Annotated in this window: 16 protein-coding genes and 1 tRNA gene; 11 read left to right on the top strand and 6 right to left on the bottom strand. The window is 54.2% G+C overall.

From position 1 onward, the window contains the following. Nucleotides 1-386 precede the first annotated feature (386 nt). From AC2FGC_RS15270 to AC2FGC_RS15255, 4 genes are read left to right on the top strand one after another with little or no spacing between them, the layout of a single operon-like run. Nucleotides 387-1,136: a Tll0287-like domain-containing protein gene (locus AC2FGC_RS15270; protein ID WP_496725928.1), complete on the top strand. Its 750-nt coding sequence runs from the start codon at nt 387-389 to the stop codon at nt 1,134-1,136. Nucleotides 1,137-1,150: 14 nt separating this feature from the next. Then, on the top strand, nt 1,151-3,838 hold the full coding sequence (locus AC2FGC_RS15265; RefSeq protein WP_496782756.1) for a response regulator: 2,688 nt from the start codon (nt 1,151-1,153) through the stop codon (nt 3,836-3,838). Between the two features lie 18 nt (nt 3,839-3,856). Continuing rightward, nucleotides 3,857-4,222, top strand: coding sequence for a response regulator (locus AC2FGC_RS15260; RefSeq protein ID WP_496725926.1), 366 nt, complete (start codon nt 3,857-3,859; stop codon nt 4,220-4,222). A gap of 6 nt (nt 4,223-4,228) precedes the next feature. After that, nucleotides 4,229-5,776 (top strand): adenylate/guanylate cyclase domain-containing protein, encoded by a 1,548-nt coding sequence (locus AC2FGC_RS15255; protein ID WP_496725925.1) that lies wholly within the window; start codon nt 4,229-4,231, stop codon nt 5,774-5,776. Between the two features lie 609 nt (nt 5,777-6,385). Here AC2FGC_RS15255 and AC2FGC_RS15250 read toward each other — a convergent pair. Beyond that, nucleotides 6,386-7,288, bottom strand: coding sequence for a LysR family transcriptional regulator (locus AC2FGC_RS15250; RefSeq protein WP_496725924.1), 903 nt, complete (start codon nt 7,286-7,288; stop codon nt 6,386-6,388). Nucleotides 7,289-7,410: 122 nt separating this feature from the next. Here AC2FGC_RS15250 and cuyA point away from each other — a divergent pair, with 122 nt between their 5' ends. Together cuyA and cuyB are read left to right on the top strand one after the other, a co-directional pair. Next, on the top strand, nt 7,411-8,424 hold the full coding sequence (cuyA, locus tag AC2FGC_RS15245) for a D-cysteate sulfo-lyase (RefSeq protein ID WP_496725923.1): 1,014 nt from the start codon (nt 7,411-7,413) through the stop codon (nt 8,422-8,424). Nucleotides 8,425-8,427: 3 nt separating this feature from the next. Beyond that, nucleotides 8,428-9,144 carry a cysteate racemase gene (gene cuyB, locus AC2FGC_RS15240; RefSeq protein WP_496725922.1) on the top strand — a complete coding sequence of 239 codons (717 nt, stop codon included), beginning with the start codon at nt 8,428-8,430 and terminating at the stop codon, nt 9,142-9,144. Nucleotides 9,145-9,287: 143 nt separating this feature from the next. On the opposite strand, the gene AC2FGC_RS15235 is transcribed toward cuyB, so the two are convergent. After that, on the bottom strand, nt 9,288-10,172 hold the full coding sequence (locus tag AC2FGC_RS15235; RefSeq protein ID WP_496725921.1) for a LysR family transcriptional regulator: 885 nt from the start codon (nt 10,170-10,172) through the stop codon (nt 9,288-9,290). Nucleotides 10,173-10,439: 267 nt separating this feature from the next. Here AC2FGC_RS15235 and AC2FGC_RS15230 point away from each other — a divergent pair, with 267 nt between their 5' ends. From AC2FGC_RS15230 to AC2FGC_RS15210, 5 genes are all read left to right on the top strand, one after another. Next, nucleotides 10,440-11,405: an ABC transporter substrate-binding protein gene (locus AC2FGC_RS15230; RefSeq protein ID WP_496767362.1), complete on the top strand. Its 966-nt coding sequence runs from the start codon at nt 10,440-10,442 to the stop codon at nt 11,403-11,405. A gap of 96 nt (nt 11,406-11,501) precedes the next feature. After that, entirely contained in the window at nt 11,502-12,566 is a 1,065-nt protein-coding gene (locus AC2FGC_RS15225) for a quaternary amine ABC transporter ATP-binding protein (protein ID WP_496725919.1), read from the top strand. Beyond that, entirely contained in the window at nt 12,563-14,113 is a 1,551-nt protein-coding gene (locus AC2FGC_RS15220) for an ABC transporter permease subunit (protein ID WP_496725918.1), read from the top strand. Before AC2FGC_RS15225 ends, AC2FGC_RS15220 begins: the two co-directional genes overlap by 4 nt. Further along, nucleotides 14,110-14,829 (top strand): alpha/beta fold hydrolase, encoded by a 720-nt coding sequence (locus AC2FGC_RS15215; RefSeq protein WP_496725917.1) that lies wholly within the window; start codon nt 14,110-14,112, stop codon nt 14,827-14,829. The genes AC2FGC_RS15220 and AC2FGC_RS15215 overlap by 4 nt, the downstream gene beginning before the upstream one ends. Before the next feature lie 377 nt (nt 14,830-15,206). Next, on the top strand, nt 15,207-17,261 hold the full coding sequence (locus tag AC2FGC_RS15210) for an adenylate/guanylate cyclase domain-containing protein (RefSeq protein WP_496782754.1): 2,055 nt from the start codon (nt 15,207-15,209) through the stop codon (nt 17,259-17,261). Nucleotides 17,262-17,543: 282 nt separating this feature from the next. On the opposite strand, the gene AC2FGC_RS15205 is transcribed toward AC2FGC_RS15210, so the two are convergent. The 4 genes from AC2FGC_RS15205 to AC2FGC_RS15190 all read right to left on the bottom strand — a co-directional run bounded on the left by AC2FGC_RS15205 (nt 17,544) and on the right by AC2FGC_RS15190 (nt 20,122). Next, a complete protein-coding gene (locus AC2FGC_RS15205; RefSeq protein ID WP_496725915.1) occupies nt 17,544-18,983 on the bottom strand; it encodes a CAP domain-containing protein in 1,440 nt (479 codons plus the stop codon). Nucleotides 18,984-19,235: 252 nt separating this feature from the next. After that, a tRNA-Arg gene (locus AC2FGC_RS15200) sits at nt 19,236-19,312 on the bottom strand. 21 nt (nt 19,313-19,333) lie between these two features. Beyond that, entirely contained in the window at nt 19,334-19,810 is a 477-nt protein-coding gene (locus tag AC2FGC_RS15195) for a GNAT family N-acetyltransferase (protein ID WP_496725914.1), read from the bottom strand. Continuing rightward, a complete protein-coding gene (locus tag AC2FGC_RS15190) occupies nt 19,811-20,122 on the bottom strand; it encodes an ETC complex I subunit (RefSeq protein WP_109312827.1) in 312 nt (103 codons plus the stop codon). It lies immediately after the preceding gene. Nucleotides 20,123-20,207 lie beyond the last annotated feature (85 nt).

Below are 20,207 nucleotides of genomic sequence, written 5' to 3'. Positions count from 1 at the left end.
TAACATTTGTGGAACGAAGTACTAAAGCGACGCCAGAATTCCCCGGCAAATTGACACACTATCAGATCACTACACTTGATCACACGATTAACATCACACGATTAACAGCACAACGCCCTGCTCTCCTAAAATTCTCAAGTTTGCACATTGAGGCAAGGTAAGTTCGGACCCGGTGCAGACGTTCACCAAATTTCGCTCACCATCTGATTTGCGGGCAACGTTGTTTGGGGTACCAGCGGCGCGGTTACCAGATCGACCGTCGCCTATTACAATCCAATTTTGGCTGTACAAATTCGGGCGGGCCGAATTCCTAGGACAGTTTGGAGTTTTTTTGCTACCCTAGCTTATTGTCACTGCACTTGGCTTTGCGTGGGGGCGCTGGTCTATTGAAAAAACCAATTTTTACAGCAGCGGTCATTTTGAGTACATTTTGTCCGCTTAGTTCAGATGATGTAGCGGCGGAAACCGCAGAAGAAGTTGAGACGGGCAACCGACTAGCAGCGGTGTTGCGAGCCGGTAGAAGTGTCGTGTCGAACAGTCAGGACCTAATCAACAATCCGGATGTCACGGACAAAGGGCTGTCCGGTGAAGTGTTTTACGAGAAAGTTATTGAGGCCTACTCGGAGGCTAACGGTGAACCACCGCTGCATGATGGGCTGGACCCACTAGAGCGTAAACTTACAGAAACGCAGCTGGACGCTATGGTCACGGTAATCGACGCAAACCAAGAGATAATAAATGCCGAGGGAGTGGCATTTAAAGGATTTATTCCAGCCGTATTTGCGCGGCTGGTAAATGAACAGTTCGCAGATGAAATTGGCACGTCTGCTGTGGTCAAGGTAACGGCGCCCTCGGAACTTGTCCGCAATCGCATGGCCCGTCCGGATTCCTGGGAAAACGCGATCATCGAGGAAAAGTTCAAGGACTCCTCTTGGGCCGAAGGGCAGCCATTTTTCGAAGAAACTGACGTTTCAGGAACACCCGCTTTCCGTATGCTGATCCCCGAATACTACTCTGAGTCCTGTCTTTCATGCCACGGATCGCCAGCGGGTGAAACGGATGTGACCGGTTTCCCAAAGGAAGGTGGGCAACTTGGGGATCTGGCAGGTGCAATCAGCATAACCCTTTTTAGATGAAACAAGATTCTGTTTTGAGTAACAATTGGAAGTGGGTGTCCGAAAACACTATTCCGGTGCGCATTGGGTCACTGTCAGCGCTATTGTTAACCGCTTTGGTCGTGAGCACCATTGTGATGGTCTACGATCTGGCGCGTAACCAAGCCCGCATACAAGACGCAAATACTGAGTTTCACCGGCTGGAAGTAGCTGGCCAGGCCGACCGTCATTTTGGCGAGATGAGGTATTGGCTGACGGATCTTTCTGTCAGTTTACTGACCCTTTCGGAGCGGCGCGCCAACGAAGCAAGGACGATGCTCAATAGCAGCCTCGAACAGCTCGCCGCTTTTGCACCAGAGTCCGCAGCCAGTGTACAAGAGCAGGCAAACTCCTACTACGAAACTTCTATGCAAGCAGCCGATGCTTACACAGATGGTAACAGGGTGCTGGGAAATACTTTGCTTGCACAGGCCCGAGTGGCCAGTGATGCAGTCGACAAGACGCTTACGCAATTGGTCGATGACCTATCTGAAAGCGCCGACCGAACCAGAAATGAAGCAACGGTTGCCGCCAAGGCTGCAATGAACCGAGCGATCATTGCATGTGTTGTCATCGTGATATTGGGAGCGCTTCTTACGTGGCGCGCTCTGAGGTCGATCGTTGTGCCGCTGCATGCAATCAACATCGCGATTTCAGGACTGATCCGGGGTGAACGGGATGTTACTCTGCCGCCCGAAGGCCCTGATGAGCTGGGCCGGATGTCCCAAGCGCTAAGAGCGCTTCGCGACAGCCAGGACAAACGGCGCGAACTAGAAGAAGAAGCGCGTGCGCAGCGCAATACGATTCTGACAGCAATTGAAACAATTCCAGACGGATTTGCGTTGTTCGACAACGAAGACCAACTCATACTCTTCAATGACCGGTTCCGCAGCATTTTTGCACATGTAGACGACATACTTGGGCCGGGCACGCGGTTCGAGGATATCTTGCGGCTGCAACTGGAACGAAAATCGGTTGATACCGATGGTGTGCCTGACGAAGAGTGGATTAGCAGCCGGCTTGCACGACATCGCAGGCCTGACGGAGATCGCCAAGAAGTCTTGCTGGGTGGCGCATGGATTCAGGTGTCAAAACGCCAGACCCCCGACGGGGGCACGGTCGCTGTTTACAGCGATATTTCTGACCTTAAGTCCAAACAGGAACAACTTGAAGAAGCCAACGCGCAGGCGATCGCTGCCAGCTCTGCAAAAAGCCAGTTCCTGGCTTCCATGAGCCACGAGTTGCGCACTCCTTTGAACGCGATCATCGGTTATAGCGAAATGCTGTCCGAGGATGCGCAGGACATGGGATTCGAGACTGCGACGGATGACCTGGAGAAGATCATGGCATCCGGGCGACATCTGCTCTCGCTCATCAATGACGTTCTTGATCTGTCCAAGATCGAAGCGGGCAAAATGGAAATGTACCCGGAACGCTTCGCACTGCGGCCCTTGTTGGACGAAGTCGCGTCGACCGTGGTTCCCTTGGTGAGCAAGAACAGAAATGAACTGGTTCTCTCTTGTGATCTCGCAGACACTGACGAGATCGAAACTGATAAAACCAAGCTCCGGCAGAACCTTTTCAACCTGTTGTCCAACGCGGCGAAGTTCACCGAAGGTGGTAAGATTGAGCTTCTCGTCTCTAAACTCCGGAAAAATGATACAGATTTCTTTCGATTTGCGGTGCGAGATGAAGGTATCGGAATGACGCCGCAGCAACGCGACAAGCTGTTCCAAGCGTTCGTGCAAGCTGATCAGTCTACTACGCGGAATTTCGGAGGCACAGGGCTAGGGCTCGCCATTGCGCAGGAATTTACGCGTATGATGGGCGGGCATATTACTGTCGATAGCAAAGAGGGTGTTGGATCGACCTTCTCTTTCGAAATCCCAGCCCGCTACGATACCATTTCTACGTCGACTAACGAATACAGCGAAACGTCACCGGACACTGCTTTGGGCCGCGTTCTGATAGTGGATGATGAAGAAGACGCACGGAACGCGGTGGCAAAAATCGTGCGCGAGGAAGGGTATGATGTCTTGCTGGCATCGAACGCAGCGGCGGGCATGGAAATCGCGCGCTCGCAAAAGCCTGACGTCATTCTTCTGGACGTTATCATGCCTGAACGCGACGGCTGGTCTATGTTGAAGGAACTCAAGGCAGACTCGAAGCTGTGCGAAACGCCCGTTGTCCTAGCCACGATTGTCGCGGATCGCGACATGGGCCTTGCCTTCGGAGCGATCGAACACCTAATTAAACCAATTGATCCAGCGCGGCTGATCGCAACGTTGGATGCTATCGCCTCCGGACGCGACAAGGACGTGCTGATCGTTGACGACGATATGTCAACGCGAAACCTGTTTCGCCGCATCCTAACGCGCAACGGATGGACGGTACGCGAGGCGGCAGACGGTCACGGCGCGCTCAGCCAATTGAAATCCAAAAGACCGACACTGATGGTATTGGACATTATGATGCCGAATGTGGACGGTTTCGATGTTCTCAAAACGGTTCGCACAACTGATGAGCTTGCAGATTTGCCGGTTATCGTAGCCACGTCCAAGGACCTGACGCGGGACGAACTGGATTGGTTGAAAGCCCATTCAGATGAGGTCATCCGCAAAGGAGATACCGGTCGAGGTGATCTGATTGCGGCACTGAAACGCCAGTTACAAGATTATTCATAAGTCGGAAAGATTAAGGCGATGGCAAAGATACTTATTGTGGAAGACAACGATATGAACCTCGATATGCTGTCGCGCCGGCTGCAGAGAAAAGGCTACGAAACCGTATCTGCCCGCGATGGTCAGGCCGGCGTTGAACAAGCCCTATCGGATAAACCGGATCTGATTTTAATGGACATGAGCCTGCCCGTAATCGACGGGTGGGAGGCGACCAGACAGATAAAAGCAAACCCAGATACAAACGCTATCCCAGTTGTCGCTTTGACCGCCCATGCGATGCAGAGTGATCGTGACAAGGCCATGGATGCCGGTTGCGACGAATTCTATACCAAACCGATCGAACTGCCCGGGTTGCTGGAAATTATTGAAAAACTGCTGGACGGGTAGCGCGGCATGGTTTCAGAGACCCGAAAAGACAAGTTGGCATTAGCCACCCGCATTTCCCAGAACCTCAATGGGCCGTCAGAAGCGATTGTTGGGTTTCATAATCTGCTGATCGAGGAAGTACGCAGATCAGGACCAGAGGCTGCGCTAGAGGATTTGCAAAAGATTGGCGCCGCCGCCAGCAACCTTGTTCAGTTGGTCGAACTGTTAGGGAAAAGTGCGCACCAAGTCACCGCCGACAAAGACGCGCAGGCAAAATTACGGCATGATTTACGCTCTCCGATCAATGCGATCATTGGGTATTCGGAAATGGTTCTGGATGATTTCGAGGCAGATCTGAAGCCTTCCGCTTGCAGCGACATAAACGCGATCCTGAGCGAAGCGCGCAAGCTGGCGCTACAGATCGACAGCACCATCAGTGATGCAGACATTCAGAATAACGCTGAGGACAGTGAACGGGATCAGGAAATTGCGGCCAACCTTGAACGCAGCCTTGCGAACTCTGATGCCGGTCGCGAAGCCCTGACCGGACGTATCTTGGTGATTGATGACGAGGCGGCCAATCGGGAAATCCTGACCAGGTTACTAGAGCGCAGAGGGCATAGTGTGCGGTCCGTCGGCTCGGCCAGGGAAACTTTTGAGGCACTAAACCGCGAGGGATTCGACCTTGTTCTGTTGGATATTCTTATGCCAGAGGTGAATGGCATCGATGTCCTCGAAAATATGAAAAAAGATCCGTCTTGGCGCGAAATGCCCGTGGTCATGGTTTCTGGTCTTAACGAGACCGACGCAATCGCCAAGTGCATTAGTGTCGGCGCCGAGGACTATTTGCCAAAACCTATCGATCCGGTGTTGCTGCATGCGCGCGTCGATGCCTGCATGGAACGCAGCCGTTGGCGCGCTAAGGAATTGGCGCTCGCAAATGAGATAAAATACGAACGTGACAGGGCAGACAAATTGCTACACTCGATGTTGCCCGCGCCAGTTATCAAACGCCTAAACGATGGTGAGACAAACATCGCTGATCGCTTCGCTGGCGCAACCATAATATTCGCGGATATCGTAGAATTCACTCCGCTGGTTGCCCGCATGGACGCTGGTGACTTAATCCTGGAATTGTCAAAACTGTTTACTGCATTTGATGACCTGGCCACCCTGCACGGCATCGAAAAAATCAAGACAATTGGAGACGCCTATATGGCGGCATCGGGGATCCCCGTGCGACGCGAAGACCACGCGCTGGCGGCAGTAAGCTTTGCACGTGACATCCTAAGGACGATGTCTGACAGCACAGTAAGCAGCGCGGGGCTGCATATCCGCATAGGTATCCATTCCGGTCCAGTCATTGCCGGTCTGATCGGGCGAAAACGGTCAATTTATGATGTTTGGGGGGAAACCGTAAACCTTGCCAGCCGTCTCGAGGCCACAGGCAGGTCGGGGCACATTCACATCTCTGCCCAAACCAAAGATGCGCTGGGTGACCATTTGCCCAACGCGGAAGCACAAACTCATTTTGTCAAAGGAGTGGGTGAGATAACATCCTACTTCGTATCCTAAGGCTTGTGATGCAGCATTGCGTCCTAATCGTTTCGGCGGTTTGATAGCCGAAAACGTCGAATTGGAACTTCGCCGTTCGGCCCAATTTGTGCTGCTAAAATGGGATGATTGCGGTCCAAAACCCTATGCTCAGGATCCACTGAATACCGTTAGGCTTCATTATCCCCGCTTCGAATTTCGAGCGGTGAACATGACTGATCCTGCGATCCGCCATACCCGCCCACAATGACAACCCGACAGTGACGCGAGACACTTTCACTGAATGTTTCCTCACCCCTGAGGCCCGCTTTGAGCCCAAACTAACGGCTTCTGCGGTGTGAACGAATTGGCGCAAACCATTACGATTCAGACATTCAAACCTTTAGCCCTGGCCGGGAGAACACCCACTGTTAAAATGTCACAGTTCCATTTATTCGCCGCATTTCTGCGCGTCAGTTCAGGGCGCTCCAGGTACCCCAAGTTTTTGTACTTTTCAGCGATGTATTGCCATCCATTCACCCGAATTTTTCGACCTCTATTATCCGTTCTTATTAGTTCCATTTGTTGCGCCGACGACCCCGGTATTCTGACGTACATCTTGCGCAACGAAATTTTTCGTCTACTCGATCGTCAGTTTCCCACTGTCGGGAGTTGTAGATGTTGGGCAAGACGCTGCCATGCCCGTTCAGCATGCTCGGACTGCGCCTCGCGGAGACGTACCAGGCGAATGATCAGAAGTTGCGACGGTAAGACGTCGTCGATCCGCACCAACCGCCCTTGTGAAAGGTGTTCGACAATCAAGGAGTGCGGCAGCCAGGCAACCCCAATATCCGTTAGCACCAGTTGCAACACCGCCAGTGTCAGGGCGGTTTCTGCGACCATTGACACGGTGGTGTCCTTGGGCAGGCGCGGATTGATCATTCGGGCGAAAACCTGCCCCAAAAAGACCTCTGACGGGTAGCTAATCGTTGGAAGAACCGCTGAATTGGCCTTGTTGCGGCCGTTCGGCGTTGCGACCGGGATCAAAAGGTCCGTTCCAAGATCCACCGTTTCAAAGGCATTAACTGGTACGGGTGCATCATCACCCGGAAGCGCATACATGATCGCAAAATCGACCTCTCTGGAGATCAAATGCATCAGACATTCATCCTGGTTGCCCGAACGCACCCGTGTCAAAACGTTACCATCCGTACTCAACGCCAGAACCACCTGTGGCGACACTGTGGTGGTCAGCGCATGCTGGCAGACAAAACCCAGTGATTTCGAAGCCTGATCGCTTGCGGTCTGCATGGTTTGGCGCAATTTGTGCATTCTTGCACTGAGATCACGTAACTCGGGCTCAAGCGCCCGTACGCCGGGCAACAGGGTAACCGGTTTGCGGCGGCGATCAAACAGTGCCGCGCCTATGCTGTCTTCAATGAGCCGCACCCGGCGAGTAAAGGCCGACTGCGTCAGAAACCGTTTTTCTGCCGCACGCGCCAAGGAGCCGCCATCAAGCACAGCTAAGATATCGTCTATCCATTCAAGCCGCATGGAACACAGATAGAGCAACCCACAATAACTTGCAATTCTTGCAATATATGGTCGGTATTTCGCATTAGGAACCGCAATATTAGGCAGATAAGTTGAGGAAAGCCAAAATTAGGAGTCTTCTTATGCATCTCGCCCGCTTTCCCCGGCTGCATCTTGCCCATCTGCCCACACCGCTTGAGCCGATGAAACGGCTTTCCAAAGAGTTGGGTTGTGAAATCTGGATCAAACGCGACGATTGCACCGGCATGTCAACGGGCGGCAACAAGACCCGAAAGCTTGAATTCCTCATGGCCGAGGCCGAGAAACAGGGCGCCGACATGGTGATGACGCAAGGCGCGACCCAGACAAATCATGGCCGGCAGACCGCTGCTTTCGCGGCCAAACTGGGTTTTGATTGTCATATCCTACTCGAGGACAGGACTGGCTATCAGGACGGGAACTACAACACCAACGGCAACGTCCTGTTGGATCACCTGCATGGTGCCACAACCGAGAAGTTTCCCGGTGGTCACAACATGGTTGAAGAAATGCAGAAGGCCGCCGAGAAGAAGCGTGCCGAAGGACGCAACGTTTACGTTATCCCTGGCGGTGGCTCAAACCCGACTGGTGCGCTTGGTTACGTAAATGCAGCCTTCGAACTTTTGTCTCAGGCTAATGAGCGGAGTCTTCGGATTGATCGGCTGGTACATGCGACAGGGTCTTCAGGCACTCAGGCCGGGCTGGTCACGGGCATGTGCGCGATGAATTCCATGGTCCCTGTTCTGGGCATAGGCACGCGGGCACCGCAAGCCAAACAGGAACAGATGGTTTATGATCTTGCCTGCAAAACAGCAGAAAAGCTGAGCTGCGCCGGCATCGTCAAGCGTGAAGACGTGATGGCCAATACCGATTATGTTGGCGAAGGCTACGGGTTGCCGACGGAAAGCGGCATTGAGGCGATCCGGATGTTCGCCGAGTTGGAAGGCATACTGCTTGACCCCTGCTATTCGGCTAAGGGCGCAGCGGGCCTAATCGACCTTGCTCGCAAGGGAGAATTCAAGGATCAGCGGGTTGTATTCCTTCATACCGGTGGCGCGGCGGCCCTGGGCGGCTACGAATTTGCCTTCGACCACGCAAATCGCTGGGTTCATATCTAAGCCATGGGCGCGCTACGTCCTGTAGGCATACTTGGCGGCATGGGCCCCGAGGCGACAATCCTCCTCCAACGCAAGTTGGTGGAGGCCGTCCCGGCGCGGGATGACAACGACCACATTCCCCTTTTGATCGATATGAATCCGCAGGTCCCGTCACGGATTGCCCACCTGATCGAGGGGACAGGCATTGATCCAGGGGACACTCTGGCAACTATGGCGCGTCGGCTTCAAACCGCCGGGGCCGAGGCTCTGGCGATGCCCTGTAACACTGCGCACCACTATGCCGGGGCAATCACAGAAGCAGTGGACATCCCCTTGCTAAACATGGTCGAGCTGGCGGCGGATCACGCCGCACAAAAGCTTGGAGCCGGAGGTTGTGTCGGCATGCTTGCCTCACCAGCGGTACGCCACACCCGACTTTTCGATACCGCTCTTTCAGAACGCGGGCTGTCTGTTGTCTGGCCTGCGAAAGACGATGCCCTGCTGGCGGCCATCCGTACGATCAAGGCCAAGGGTCCCTGCACATGTGCCCGTGACTCGGTGTTCGCAGCTTCGAAAGATCTTGTCAGCGCCGGAGCGGACCTGCAAATCATCGCCTGCTCAGAATTTTCGCTTGTTTCCGACAGTGTCGCTTGGGATGCCAACGTCAGCGATACAGTCGACCTCTTGGTCCAGGCTATCATCGAGGCGGCAACGGCCGACAGCTCCAAAGACATTGGGTAGCGAACGAATGCCTGCTTGATTCCAACCGTTCACCGGGCGCCGAATTCGCCTGCGTCGAAGCTGCATGAGCGCGTCATGGGCGCAATGTTGAAATTCTCATCACTGCTGCCCGCCGAAACAACAGCGCGTAATATGCAGTTCCGCTAAAGCAGGTCCCACAATTTGCGTGCGGTCGCATCAAAGGCGTCAGGGTTAGACAGGGCAGATATGGTTAAAGAGGTGCACCACGTATCGTCGCCAATCGGCACCAGTACTCCATCGGCAAGTTCGGTCGAAATCGCAGTTTCTGGCATCCAGGCAAATCCACTGCCTTTCAAAAGCCGCCGCTTGATCGTTTCGACCAATCCATCGACATAGATCGTCTCGGCATTCAGCATTTGCCGTTCGACTGTGTTCTCAACCACCATTCCTAGAAACGATGATCGCTCATACGCCAGATGTGGAATGGGCGGGCCGTCTGTCTTGCCAAGATCCCACCCGTTGGCCCGGGTTGTTTCAGCGGCGGCGACAGGGACAAGGCGGTCTATTAGTAGGTCTTTTTTTTCGAATGCCGCCTCATCGATCAATGGCGAGACTGAATGGTGATAGTAGCACAGCAAAACGTCGACCGCCCCTTCAACAAGAAGCTCGCAGCAAGTGCTGAGGGAATCAGACACCACACGTGTGCGCAATTCGGGGATTTGCTGCTGCAGTTCTTCAATTCGCGTTGCGAGATAATTGACCGAAATTGTGTGAAGTACCGAAAACCGGATGAACCGGCTGTCCCCGCGATCCGCATCCCGTAACAATTGACGGGTCTCGGACAGTTGTGAAATCGCAGCCAAGGCCACCGGCAGAAACTGTTCTCCGGCGTCGGTCAGACGCACAGGATAGGTGGCACGATTAACCAAAGGAAGTCCAACCCAGTTTTCCAAGGCTCTGATTCTTCGGCTGAAAGCCGATTGCGTGATGTTTCTCTCGTCCGACGCCCGGGTAAAATTCAGGGTTCGGGCAAGGCATTCAAAGTCACGGAGCCAATTCAAATCCATTGTGCGTCCCAGTCTGTCTGCTGTGGTTGACGAGTGTAATCATAACTATGCAATGTTGGAATAGTTTGATGAAATGTTCGAATTGGCCTGCGGAATTCGCTTTGCTCTAGACTTTCAAGCAGGAATCGAAGGCCCGGCCTTGCATCGGACCACTGTCCAACAGCCATGAGGAGGTAATTGCTTTCCGGTCAAAGCCATGAGTTGGAGGCACAAAGAGATCAAAAAACTGACGTCGGAACACGGCGCATCTCAACAGAGGAGACTACCATGAGAACCAAACTGAAAACACTGGGTCTGGCGGCTGCAGTCGGCGCGTTTGCGATACCTGCTCTCGCCGCCGAAGAGGTCAAAATCGGCGTGCCCTCCTGGACTGGCGCACAGGCGATTGCTCATCTTCTGGGTGCTGTGGTTGAAACGCGCATCGGTGGTCAGGTTGAATACGTACCGGGCAACAACGCGACGATTTTCCAGGCGATGGATCAGGGCAAGGGAGACATTGATGTGCACCCCGATGTCTGGCTGCCGAACCAGGAAAGTTTCACCAAGAAATACGTTGACGAAGCGGGTACCGTAACCTTGTCGTCCAACCCCTATGAAGGAAACCAGGGCTTCTGCGTTTCGCAGGACTTCGGCAATAAGATGAACATCACCGATATTGCTGATCTGGGCCGCCCGGACGTCGCCTCAGCGATGGATAGCGATGGCAACGGCAAGGGTGAGATGTGGATTGGCGCCCCCGGTTGGGCTTCGGCCAATGTCAACGAGGTTAAGACCCGTGACTATGGCCTTCTTGATTTCATCGATCCGATCCGTGCCGAAGAAAGCGTCAAGACCGCGCGCATCAAGGACAGTATCGCCAAAGGCGAAGGTTATGCTTTCTACTGCTATAAACCACACGCGGTTTGGTACATGTTCGACGTCCAGATGCTGACCGAGCCGACCTTTGATCCGGCCAAATACGTGATGGTACAGCCGTCGGATGACCCTGATTGGTACAGCAAATCCTCGGTTGCCACCAAGGACGCTCTGAAGAACGTTCAGATTGCATGGTCAAATTCGCTTGAAGATCGCTCGCCTGCGATTGCGGAATTCTTTGCCAACTTTGCTCTGACTGCTGATGACGTCAGCGGTTTCGCCTATGAAATCAGTGGCAAGGGCCGTGATCCAGCAGAGGTTGCCCGTGAGTGGGTTGAAGCCAATCCCGACCGGGTCGACGCTTGGTTGGGCCTCTGATCCGGCGTCTGTTAATCATGCCGACACCGTTGATACCATTCGGTGTCGGCTTCTTTCCCCTTTCGCTTTTGCCCCTCAAACTTTGAGATGTCTCGCATGTCCTCTGAACCTGCCGATACCGTTGTCGAAATTTCGAATGTCTGGAAGATTTTCGGCGCGAACCCTCAAGTCGCTTTGCAGGCGATCCATGACCGAGGCCTCAGCAAGGCCGAGATTCTGGCAGAGTTGGGCGCGGTGGTTGGCGTCGCCGATGTCAGCTTGTCGGTGAACCGTGGCGAAATCTTTTGCATTATGGGACTGTCGGGCAGTGGCAAATCCACGCTGGTCCGCCATTTCAACCGCCTTTTGGAGCCTACGGCAGGTAAAATCGAAATCGAGGGCACCGATGTCATGGCCCTTGGCCCGAAAGAGCTTCAGGAATTTCGTAACCGAAAGATCGGAATGGTGTTCCAGAACTTTGCCCTGATGCCGCACCGTTCGGTTTTGGACAATGTGGCGATGCCTCTGGAAATCCGCCAGATTGCCAAGAACGAGCGTATGCGACAGGCGGCAGCCATTCTCGATATCGTTGAGCTGGGCGCTTGGGGATCAAAATTTGCTCATGAATTATCAGGCGGCATGCAACAGCGTGTCGGCTTGGCGCGCGCCCTGGCAGCAAACCCAGATGTTCTATTGATGGACGAGCCATTTTCGGCTCTTGACCCTCTGATCCGACGCCAGTTGCAGGACGAGTTTATTCGCCTGTCCAAAATTTTGAAAAAGACCACGATCTTCATCACCCATGATTTGGATGAAGCGGTTCGTATCGGTGACCGGATAGCAATCATGCGCGACGGCAAGATGGTGCAGATAGGCACCGCTGAAGATATCGTTATGAATCCTGCAGATGACTACGTTGCCGATTTTGTCGCCGGGATTTCGCGGCTTAAAGTCGTGCATGCCCACGCCGTAATGCAACCGCTTGAACAATATACCGCCGCCAACGGACCGGTTCACAGAGATGCTCCACGGGTCGAAGAAGGCGAAACCCTTAGCAATCTGATCAACATGGCGATTGACGACCAAAAACCCATACTCGTGCAGGACGGCGACAGGGACGTTGGCATCATCACACGCGCCGACTTGCTGCGCACCGTGATCGAAGGGACAGAAGTATCATGAGCGAACTCAATGATCTTGGCGTCAACCCACTTGAAGACACGGAAAGCGAAGCTGCCCTTGCCTATGCCGAGGAACGCCGCGACAACATCCATGCCTTTGTCCGCACCAGCCCGGATTACTATATACGGAATTTTGATAAGATCGGTGCCTCGTCCCGCTTCACACCGACCTTCAACATTATGGCCGGATTATTCGGTCCTATCTGGTTCGGCGCGCGTGGGTTGTGGAGCTGGGCGCTGCCGTTCCTGATCCTTGAAACCCTGGGCTTTGTTCAAATCGCGCGTGGTTTGTTTGGGGAACTGGCCGCCGACGCCATGCAGCGTATAGCATCCATTGAAGGCACACTTGAACTGCGCCGCAAACAGCTTGCCGCAGCAATCGAAAGCGGCTCGGACAAGATCGACGTCTATCAGCGCACGGTCGAGTCCCTTGAACAAAACATCGGTGGCATTCGGGCCGAAGCCGATGCGCTTGCCGCCCAAGGCCCTATGATCGTTCTAACCGGGATCGTGATCTTGTTGCTGGTTAAAGCAGTGCAATCCATAGTGGCCAATTGGGCGCTTGAGGCGCGGTTTTCCGATTGGCTGTCGGATCGTTCGATCCGGTCGGCAATGCCAATCACTCATATTGTGTTTAGCGCGGTTTTCATGTTTCTGATCGTCACCGCCGCAATGCTGCACTACAGCTTTCCGGGCCGTTTTTCCCTGCTCAGCCATTTTCCCACCGATCCGGCAATTCGCCTGACCAGCATCCAAGGGGTCGAAGACTTCATCGCTTGGTGTGTACGCAACAGCGAGGCGTTTTTCGACGGGTTGACCTTTGGCATTCGCGCGCTTCTTGACGCGCTTGAGGTCATCCTGGTTCAGACGCCGTGGATCGTGATTGCCAGCCTGATCGTGCTTTTGACATGGCTCACGGCAGGCATCCGCACGGCCATCTATTCAGGGGCTTTTCTGGCGTATATGGGGCTTTTGGGGTTTTGGGAGGGGGCGATGACAACGCTGGCCCTATTGGGTACGGCGGCCTGTCTGTCCATTGTCATAGGGATTCCCTTGGGCATGTTCGCCGCACGCCGCCCACGTTTTTACGCCTTTATCCAGCCGATCATGGATTTTATGCAGACTATGCCTGCCTTTGTCTTCATGGTCCCGGTAATCGCATTTTTTGGTGTCGGCAAACCGGCAGCGGTGGTTGTCACCATGATTTTTGGTGGCACCCCAGTAGTGCGTTTAACCGTCCTGGGCTTGCGGGGTGTGCCCGAAAGCGTGCGTGAGGCGGCAATCAGCTTTGGTGCTAACAAATGGTATCTGTTGACCAAGGTTGATCTTCCTCTGGCGTCCCCATCAATCCGCGCCGGGATCAATCAGACAATTATGCTGTCACTGGCAATGGTCGTCGTGGCTTCGTTGATCGGGGCCAAGGGATTGGGTGAAGATGTCCTAGAAGCATTGCAATATGCCAATGTCGGACAGGGTATACTCGCTGGCTTCTCGATCCTGTTCTGCGCTATGATCCTTGATCGTATCGTGCAGGGCGGGCGCAAATGACACCGGTCGTTTTTGTGCATGGCTTCATGGGCGGAAGCCGACAATGGCAGGGGCAGGCCGATTCAGCAGTCGGGCACGAGATCATCAGCTTAGATTTGCCGGGATTTGGCGAAAATGCTTGTTGGAAAGCGCTGGACAGTATTGGCGACTATGCTGAATGGGTCCTAGGCCAACTGAGCACGCGCGGCATCGGGCGTTTTAACCTGGTCGGCCATTCGATGGGCGGGATGGTCGTGCAAGAAATGGAGGCGCGCGCGCCAGAGAGAATAGGGCGATTAGTGCTCTACGGTACCGGCGCCACAGGAGTCCTTCCGGGCAGGTTCGAGACCATCGGTACATCCAAACGCCGCGCTCAATTGGACGGACCGCAGGCCACCGCCAGACGGATCGCAGCGACCTGGTTTCTAAATCGGGAATATGCCGATGGCTACAAAGACTGTGCCGCCATCGCCGAGCAATGCAGATTGCCGACCATGCTAAATGGGCTAGACGCGATGGAGAACTGGAGTGGTGTCAAGCACCTGGAGAATATCGAGGCCAGAACACTGGTAGTCTGGGGTGACCGTGATCGAACCTACTCATGGAGCCAGACCGAACAATTGTGGCAATCCATTCCCAACGCCAACCTTCTGGTTATGCCGGAATGCGCCCATGCTGCGCATCTGGAAAAGCCTTGGCTCTTTAACAGTGTATTAAAGGATTTCTTTTCGATCTGATGTGGTGTCGATGTGGACGCTGTGTGTAATCAAGCTGTCATTGACGCAATCACGGCGAAAGTCTGTTTCGTCTGCATCGAGTGTTCGACCTTTCTGGCTGTTACGCCTGCAGCCAATGTTCGGTTTGACCGGCCGCAGCGCGTCGTGGGTTTGGTGTGGCAAAGGTATGAAAAGGGCCGCATGTTCAACAGTGCGAAGCGTCTGGCAAATTTACTAAGGTTAGATACGGCATTTAGTGTTAAGGCGCTCGCTTCAACAGAGTCCTTTGCTTCCGCCTAACAGTTGCGTGAGATTTCGGGTCTGGGTTTAAGAAAACTTTGCTCTCTTAGCTGTCTCAATTCAATACTGAAACAAGTAGCTTTTCGGCGGAGATTTAATTGCGATTTAGTGTAGGCATTGCGGTGTCAATTCTGGTGGCTGTGTCTATCGGAGTGTCGACGTTTATTGTCCATTCCCTGTGGTGGACGACCGCGCGCGACAATAGCCGCATGCTTGCGGCAGAAATCAACGGCCAGATCGCAAACACTGTCCGTATCGAGGTGGGCGTGACACTCAGGTCAGCCGAAGCCGCCTGGGCGGCCGTTCGTACGATCTTTGTTCAGAACGTCATCGCGACGCGACAGGCCGACAAGCGGGAGTTTGTTTTTCTGTCACAATTGCAGGCACAGCCGAATATCTCATGGATGTTCTTCGGTTGGCCTGACGGGAATTTTTTTGCGTCACATCGCCTGGGTGACGGTGGGCTTGAGATGATTGAAATCGATGAGGGAATCCGCGACCGAATGCTGCGGAAAGACCGCTACATCTTCATTCCCGGTGACATACAGTTCGAAGAGCGGACTTTTACCGAAACATCCTATGATCCGCGCGAACATGCCTGGTTTAAAAACTTCATGGGCCTCAACTCCTCTGGGTGGATCGAAGCGCGCGACCTCCCGGATAGTGACAGAACCGTTTACGCCTATGCCGGTCCGATAGACGTCAATAGAACGCGGCAAGGCGTTCTGGCCGTTGCGATCGAAACGGATCGTTTGTCACGGTTTCTTGCCACGCTTGCGCCCGGCGAATTTGGCGCGGCGTTTATTCTGAACGCCGACGGAGAAGTTATTGCGGTCCCCGATGCCGAAGCAGATGAGGTTACTCCGGCGCGCATGGGCGAGGGCAAGCTTTATGAAGTCGCCATGATCTCGGGCGAAAGGTTGTTGGCGGACCCACAGGAAAATGCCTCTGGCACATTGACGCAACGTGTCGTCATTGACGGCGTGCCTTATGCGGTGGCGCTGACTCCCCTGGGGTTTTACGGCTGGCGCGTTGCCACAGTCATACCCGAAGCAGCCTTTCTTTCGGGCATCGACGAGACGCTGATCAATCTGATCTACGTTTTGATCATTGTGGTGATAGTGGCAACCGGATTAGCGATCTGGCTGATCCGCAAAGTTGTGGCGAATCCGCTGGCACGCATTGCCGAAGACCTCGGCAAAATTGAGCGCTTTGACGTCGAGCAGATTGAACGCAGACCGTCCAAACTGTCTGAGCTTTCCAATCTTTCTGCGGCCACCGCCAGCATGGCTGCTGGTTTGTCGGCATTCCGAAAATACGTACCCACAGATCTCGTGCGCATGCTGCTTGCTGAGGGTATCAAGATACAGCCAGGTGGAGAGGTGAAGCAGATCTCTGTATTGTTCTGCGACGTCACGGGTTTCACTGGGCTGTCCGAGAAACTTGGCCCCAAGATTACCCAACTGATGGAGCCCTTCTTTAGCGCGGCCTCCACGGCTATCGCCAAAAATGGTGGGACGATCGACAAATTCATGGGTGATGCTGTGATGGCGTTTTGGGGGGCGCCGCGCAAGGATGTGAATCACGCTGAAAACGCCTGCCGCGCAGCATTGGACCTTGTCGCTGCAGTGGGCGCGTCCGGAATTGAAGATGATGACGGCAATCCCTTGCGTGTCAGGATCGGGCTGAACAGCGGCGAGGCTTTGGTCGGAAACATCGGATCAGAGCAGCGGTTGAACTACACCGCGATTGGCGATGTTGTGAACGTTGCCAGCCGGTTGGAAGGAGCAAACAAAGACTATGGCACGCTGATCCTCATTGGGCCGGAAACGAGACAACAGGCGGCCGGCACAATTGTGGTGCGCGAACTGGACACGCTTACCGTATTCGGACGCATTGAAGAGCTGGTGGTCTACGAACTGATAGCGATGGCAGATGGGTGTGAGGGAGCATTTGCCTGGATAGAGACCTATGAACAAGGCCTTGCGCACTACCGGGCAGGGCGATTTGAAAAAGCTGTTGCCGCATTTGAGGTTGCGGATCGAACACGAAACGGAGATCCCGCCTCAGTCGCCATGATGGCCCGAGCCCAAAGCCTGTTAGACAGGCCTCCACCGGAAGACTGGCGCGCAATTACAAGCACCAAAAAATAGTAGTAGTAATATCCGATCAAATTAAGATGTTTAGGTCCTGGTCTTTTTCGCGGACAAGATACCAACTGATTGCGCGCATGAGTGACGGCGATTTGGGCCGCGTTTCGGGAAAGTCCGACAAGCCGCGTGTTTTATTTGCTCAGCACGCCGCGGTCTGCACAGTTGCAGCGAATGTCCAAAAAAACGGGACGCGACCGCAACATAGTCAAACTTGGCCGAGTGGCCGGTATGGGCCGAAAGTGAATTACAACACGTTAATCAGCGTGCACTCGGCAATTAGGCTTAAACCACCGAAAGCGCGTCATCCTCAAGCCTGGTTACGTTGACCACGACATCCTCGAAATCGGAGTCGCCCCCTCCCGTCAAGTCCTCGAAACCGATGGTCATTGACTGGCCACCCGACACGACACCCGAAAGCGCGTGTTGCTGATCGTCACTGTTCAAGGCCGCCTTTTCGGCATGAAACGTGGTCACGCCAGCAGAGTTTCCGTTCACCGTCAAAACAAAATCAAATTCGTCGTCCACGTCTGCCATGCCACCGTTGCTGGCAACAAAATTCAAGTCATCGCTGTCTGAAAGTGAATTAGCCCAATCTGCACCATCCTGAACGATGAAGAACCCTAGACGGTTTCCGTCCGCCAAATTACTTAGCTCTACCGCGCCATTCGCTTCATTGGTGTTTTCAAACAGCAGGCGCACATTCGCGATTTCGCCGTTACTTAGAATATCATAAACGCCAAGGACATTGTTGAAGTCAGCGGTTCCGAGGTCGACCATCTGTATCCGAAAATCCGTCGCGCCATCGCCTTCGAGAAAGGATTTGTTCACGATGCCATTGATCACGCTGCTGTCAACGCGGACCCCGGGCGCAAGGTCAGGCAGAAATTTAGCATAGCTGACCACGGTGTTTCCATCCTTGGTGATGGCAAAAAAGTCACCGCCCGACTGCCCGCCGTCCAACGAAATCGTCAGATCCGCCCTACCGTCACCATCAACATCGAATTCAACGTTCGAGTTATCGGTCAGGCGAATGTTGGATCGACTAAGCTCGACACCTTCGATAACGAGGGACTTGCCCACACCAAACCCGCTGATAACACTTTGATCCAGTTCTTCCGGCGTCACTCTAAGGGTATCCCCGTCGCCAAATGACAGATTCTCTTGCGAAGATGTCGAAACCGGATCTGCCGGTTCGCCCGGATCGGGAACGACCGGTATCGGATCTGCTGGCGTATCGGAACCACCGGCATCCGAACCGGCGCCGGTATCCAACTGGACACTCGCCGTGGTGCGGGCAAAATTCTGAGTCACAATGACGGCAGGAACGCCGCCGAATGATCCAATTTCAATTCCGATTCCGATGTATGCCAAGTTCGGGTTCAGGATGTTGGCGCGGTGATTGGGGCTGTTCATAAGCGCATTGTGCAAATCGACGACATCGTCTGAAAATCCCGGCTCTCCGCCCTGACTTTGCCAGGCTATGTTCTCGGCAGTCGCCCAAGATCCGGACAATACAAAACCCGCGTCTCGCATGCGCTGGGTGGCCGAGCTGCCACCCTCACCCGTGTGCGAGAAATTGCCGGATTCCAGCATCCACTGGCTGTGCTCTTCGGCCGAAGCGTTCAAGCGGAGTTCCAGCTGAACGGAGTCAAGGCCGCGCGATGCACGTTCTGCATTGATCAAATTAAGCATTTCACGCTCAAGCGTGCTGGCCTGCGACATCGTCCATCCCCTGATTCAGCGCAATCGTCGAAGCAATCTCGTTCAGATTTCGACAAACTGCAGTCGAAAAAGCGCGCGCAAGCTTTAAACGGCAGAGTTTCGCTCGACGGGCTGGTGCGAACGGCGATATTTTGCGGAACACGTGTCCGTTGGATGTAATAGGTTCCCACGTTTACTTTGATAGCTGCCCACTAAAGGCGGCTTAGATCAGGCGATCGATGCGACGATGGTGCCGGGAATGGGGATAATGGTTGGCGATCCCGGAAGGACTCGAACCCTCAACCTGCTGATTAGAAGTCAGCTGCTCTATCCAGTTGAGCTACGGGACCGCTGGGCCCTTCTTGCAGTTTTTAGTTCCCGGGTTCAAGAGCCAAGCGCATAAAGGCGCTGTTCGGGTCGCTTTCATATCCGAAAATCGGACCGCAATAGGAATACCCAAGCCGTTCATATAGCTTACGGGCAGCCGCATATTCCGGCAGATGTTCAGCACCAGTTTCCAGAACCAAAGCCGCCACCCCTTGGATACGGGCCTCAGCTGTCAGGTGGTTCATCATCTGACGCGCCAGACCGCGTCCACGCACCTCCGAGATGATGTGAACGGACTTCACCTCGGCCGTTCCGTCCGGCAACGCCTTTAACGCTCCGCAGCCGACGGGCTGTCCGTCGTCAAACATGGCCCAGAACCTGATGCCCTCGGCAGCCAGAGCCTGGGCATCCATGGTATGGTTGCTTTCCGCAGGTCCGGCAGTTTCGCTATGGGCGAAATGCGCCTCGATCAATGGGCGTAGCGCGTCCGAGGTCGGGTCGGCCTCATGGATTTCGATCATTCAGTGGGTCCAAGGCGCGCGCCGATCGGTGGCGAAATTCTCACCATAGCCGCGCGAACGCAGGTTGGGTTTGCGCTTGTGCGGTTCGCTGACCTGGACTTCGATGCCATTGTCTTTGGCATAATCCAGGGCCTCTTCTTTGGTGTCGAACTTCAGGCGCACTTGAGTTTGCGTATCGTCGGAAGACGTCCAGCCCATCAGCGGATCAACCTCACGCGACGACGCGGGCGCGTATTCCAGAACCCACTTGCGGGTCTTGGCCATCCCCGAAGTCATTGCGTTCCTGGCAGGCTTGTAAATCCGTGCGCGCATGTCGCCCCTCCGTCCTCACTTGGCTGAGATTGTTTATGCGTCAGAGTACAGGCTGGGACAAGATGGGAATTGTCGCGGCTGGTCG

This window comes from Ruegeria sp. CDSC054 (assembly GCF_059610645.1).
The sequence above is the reverse complement of the archived record's forward strand: the minus strand, read 5'-3'. Positions and strand labels throughout refer to the sequence as shown.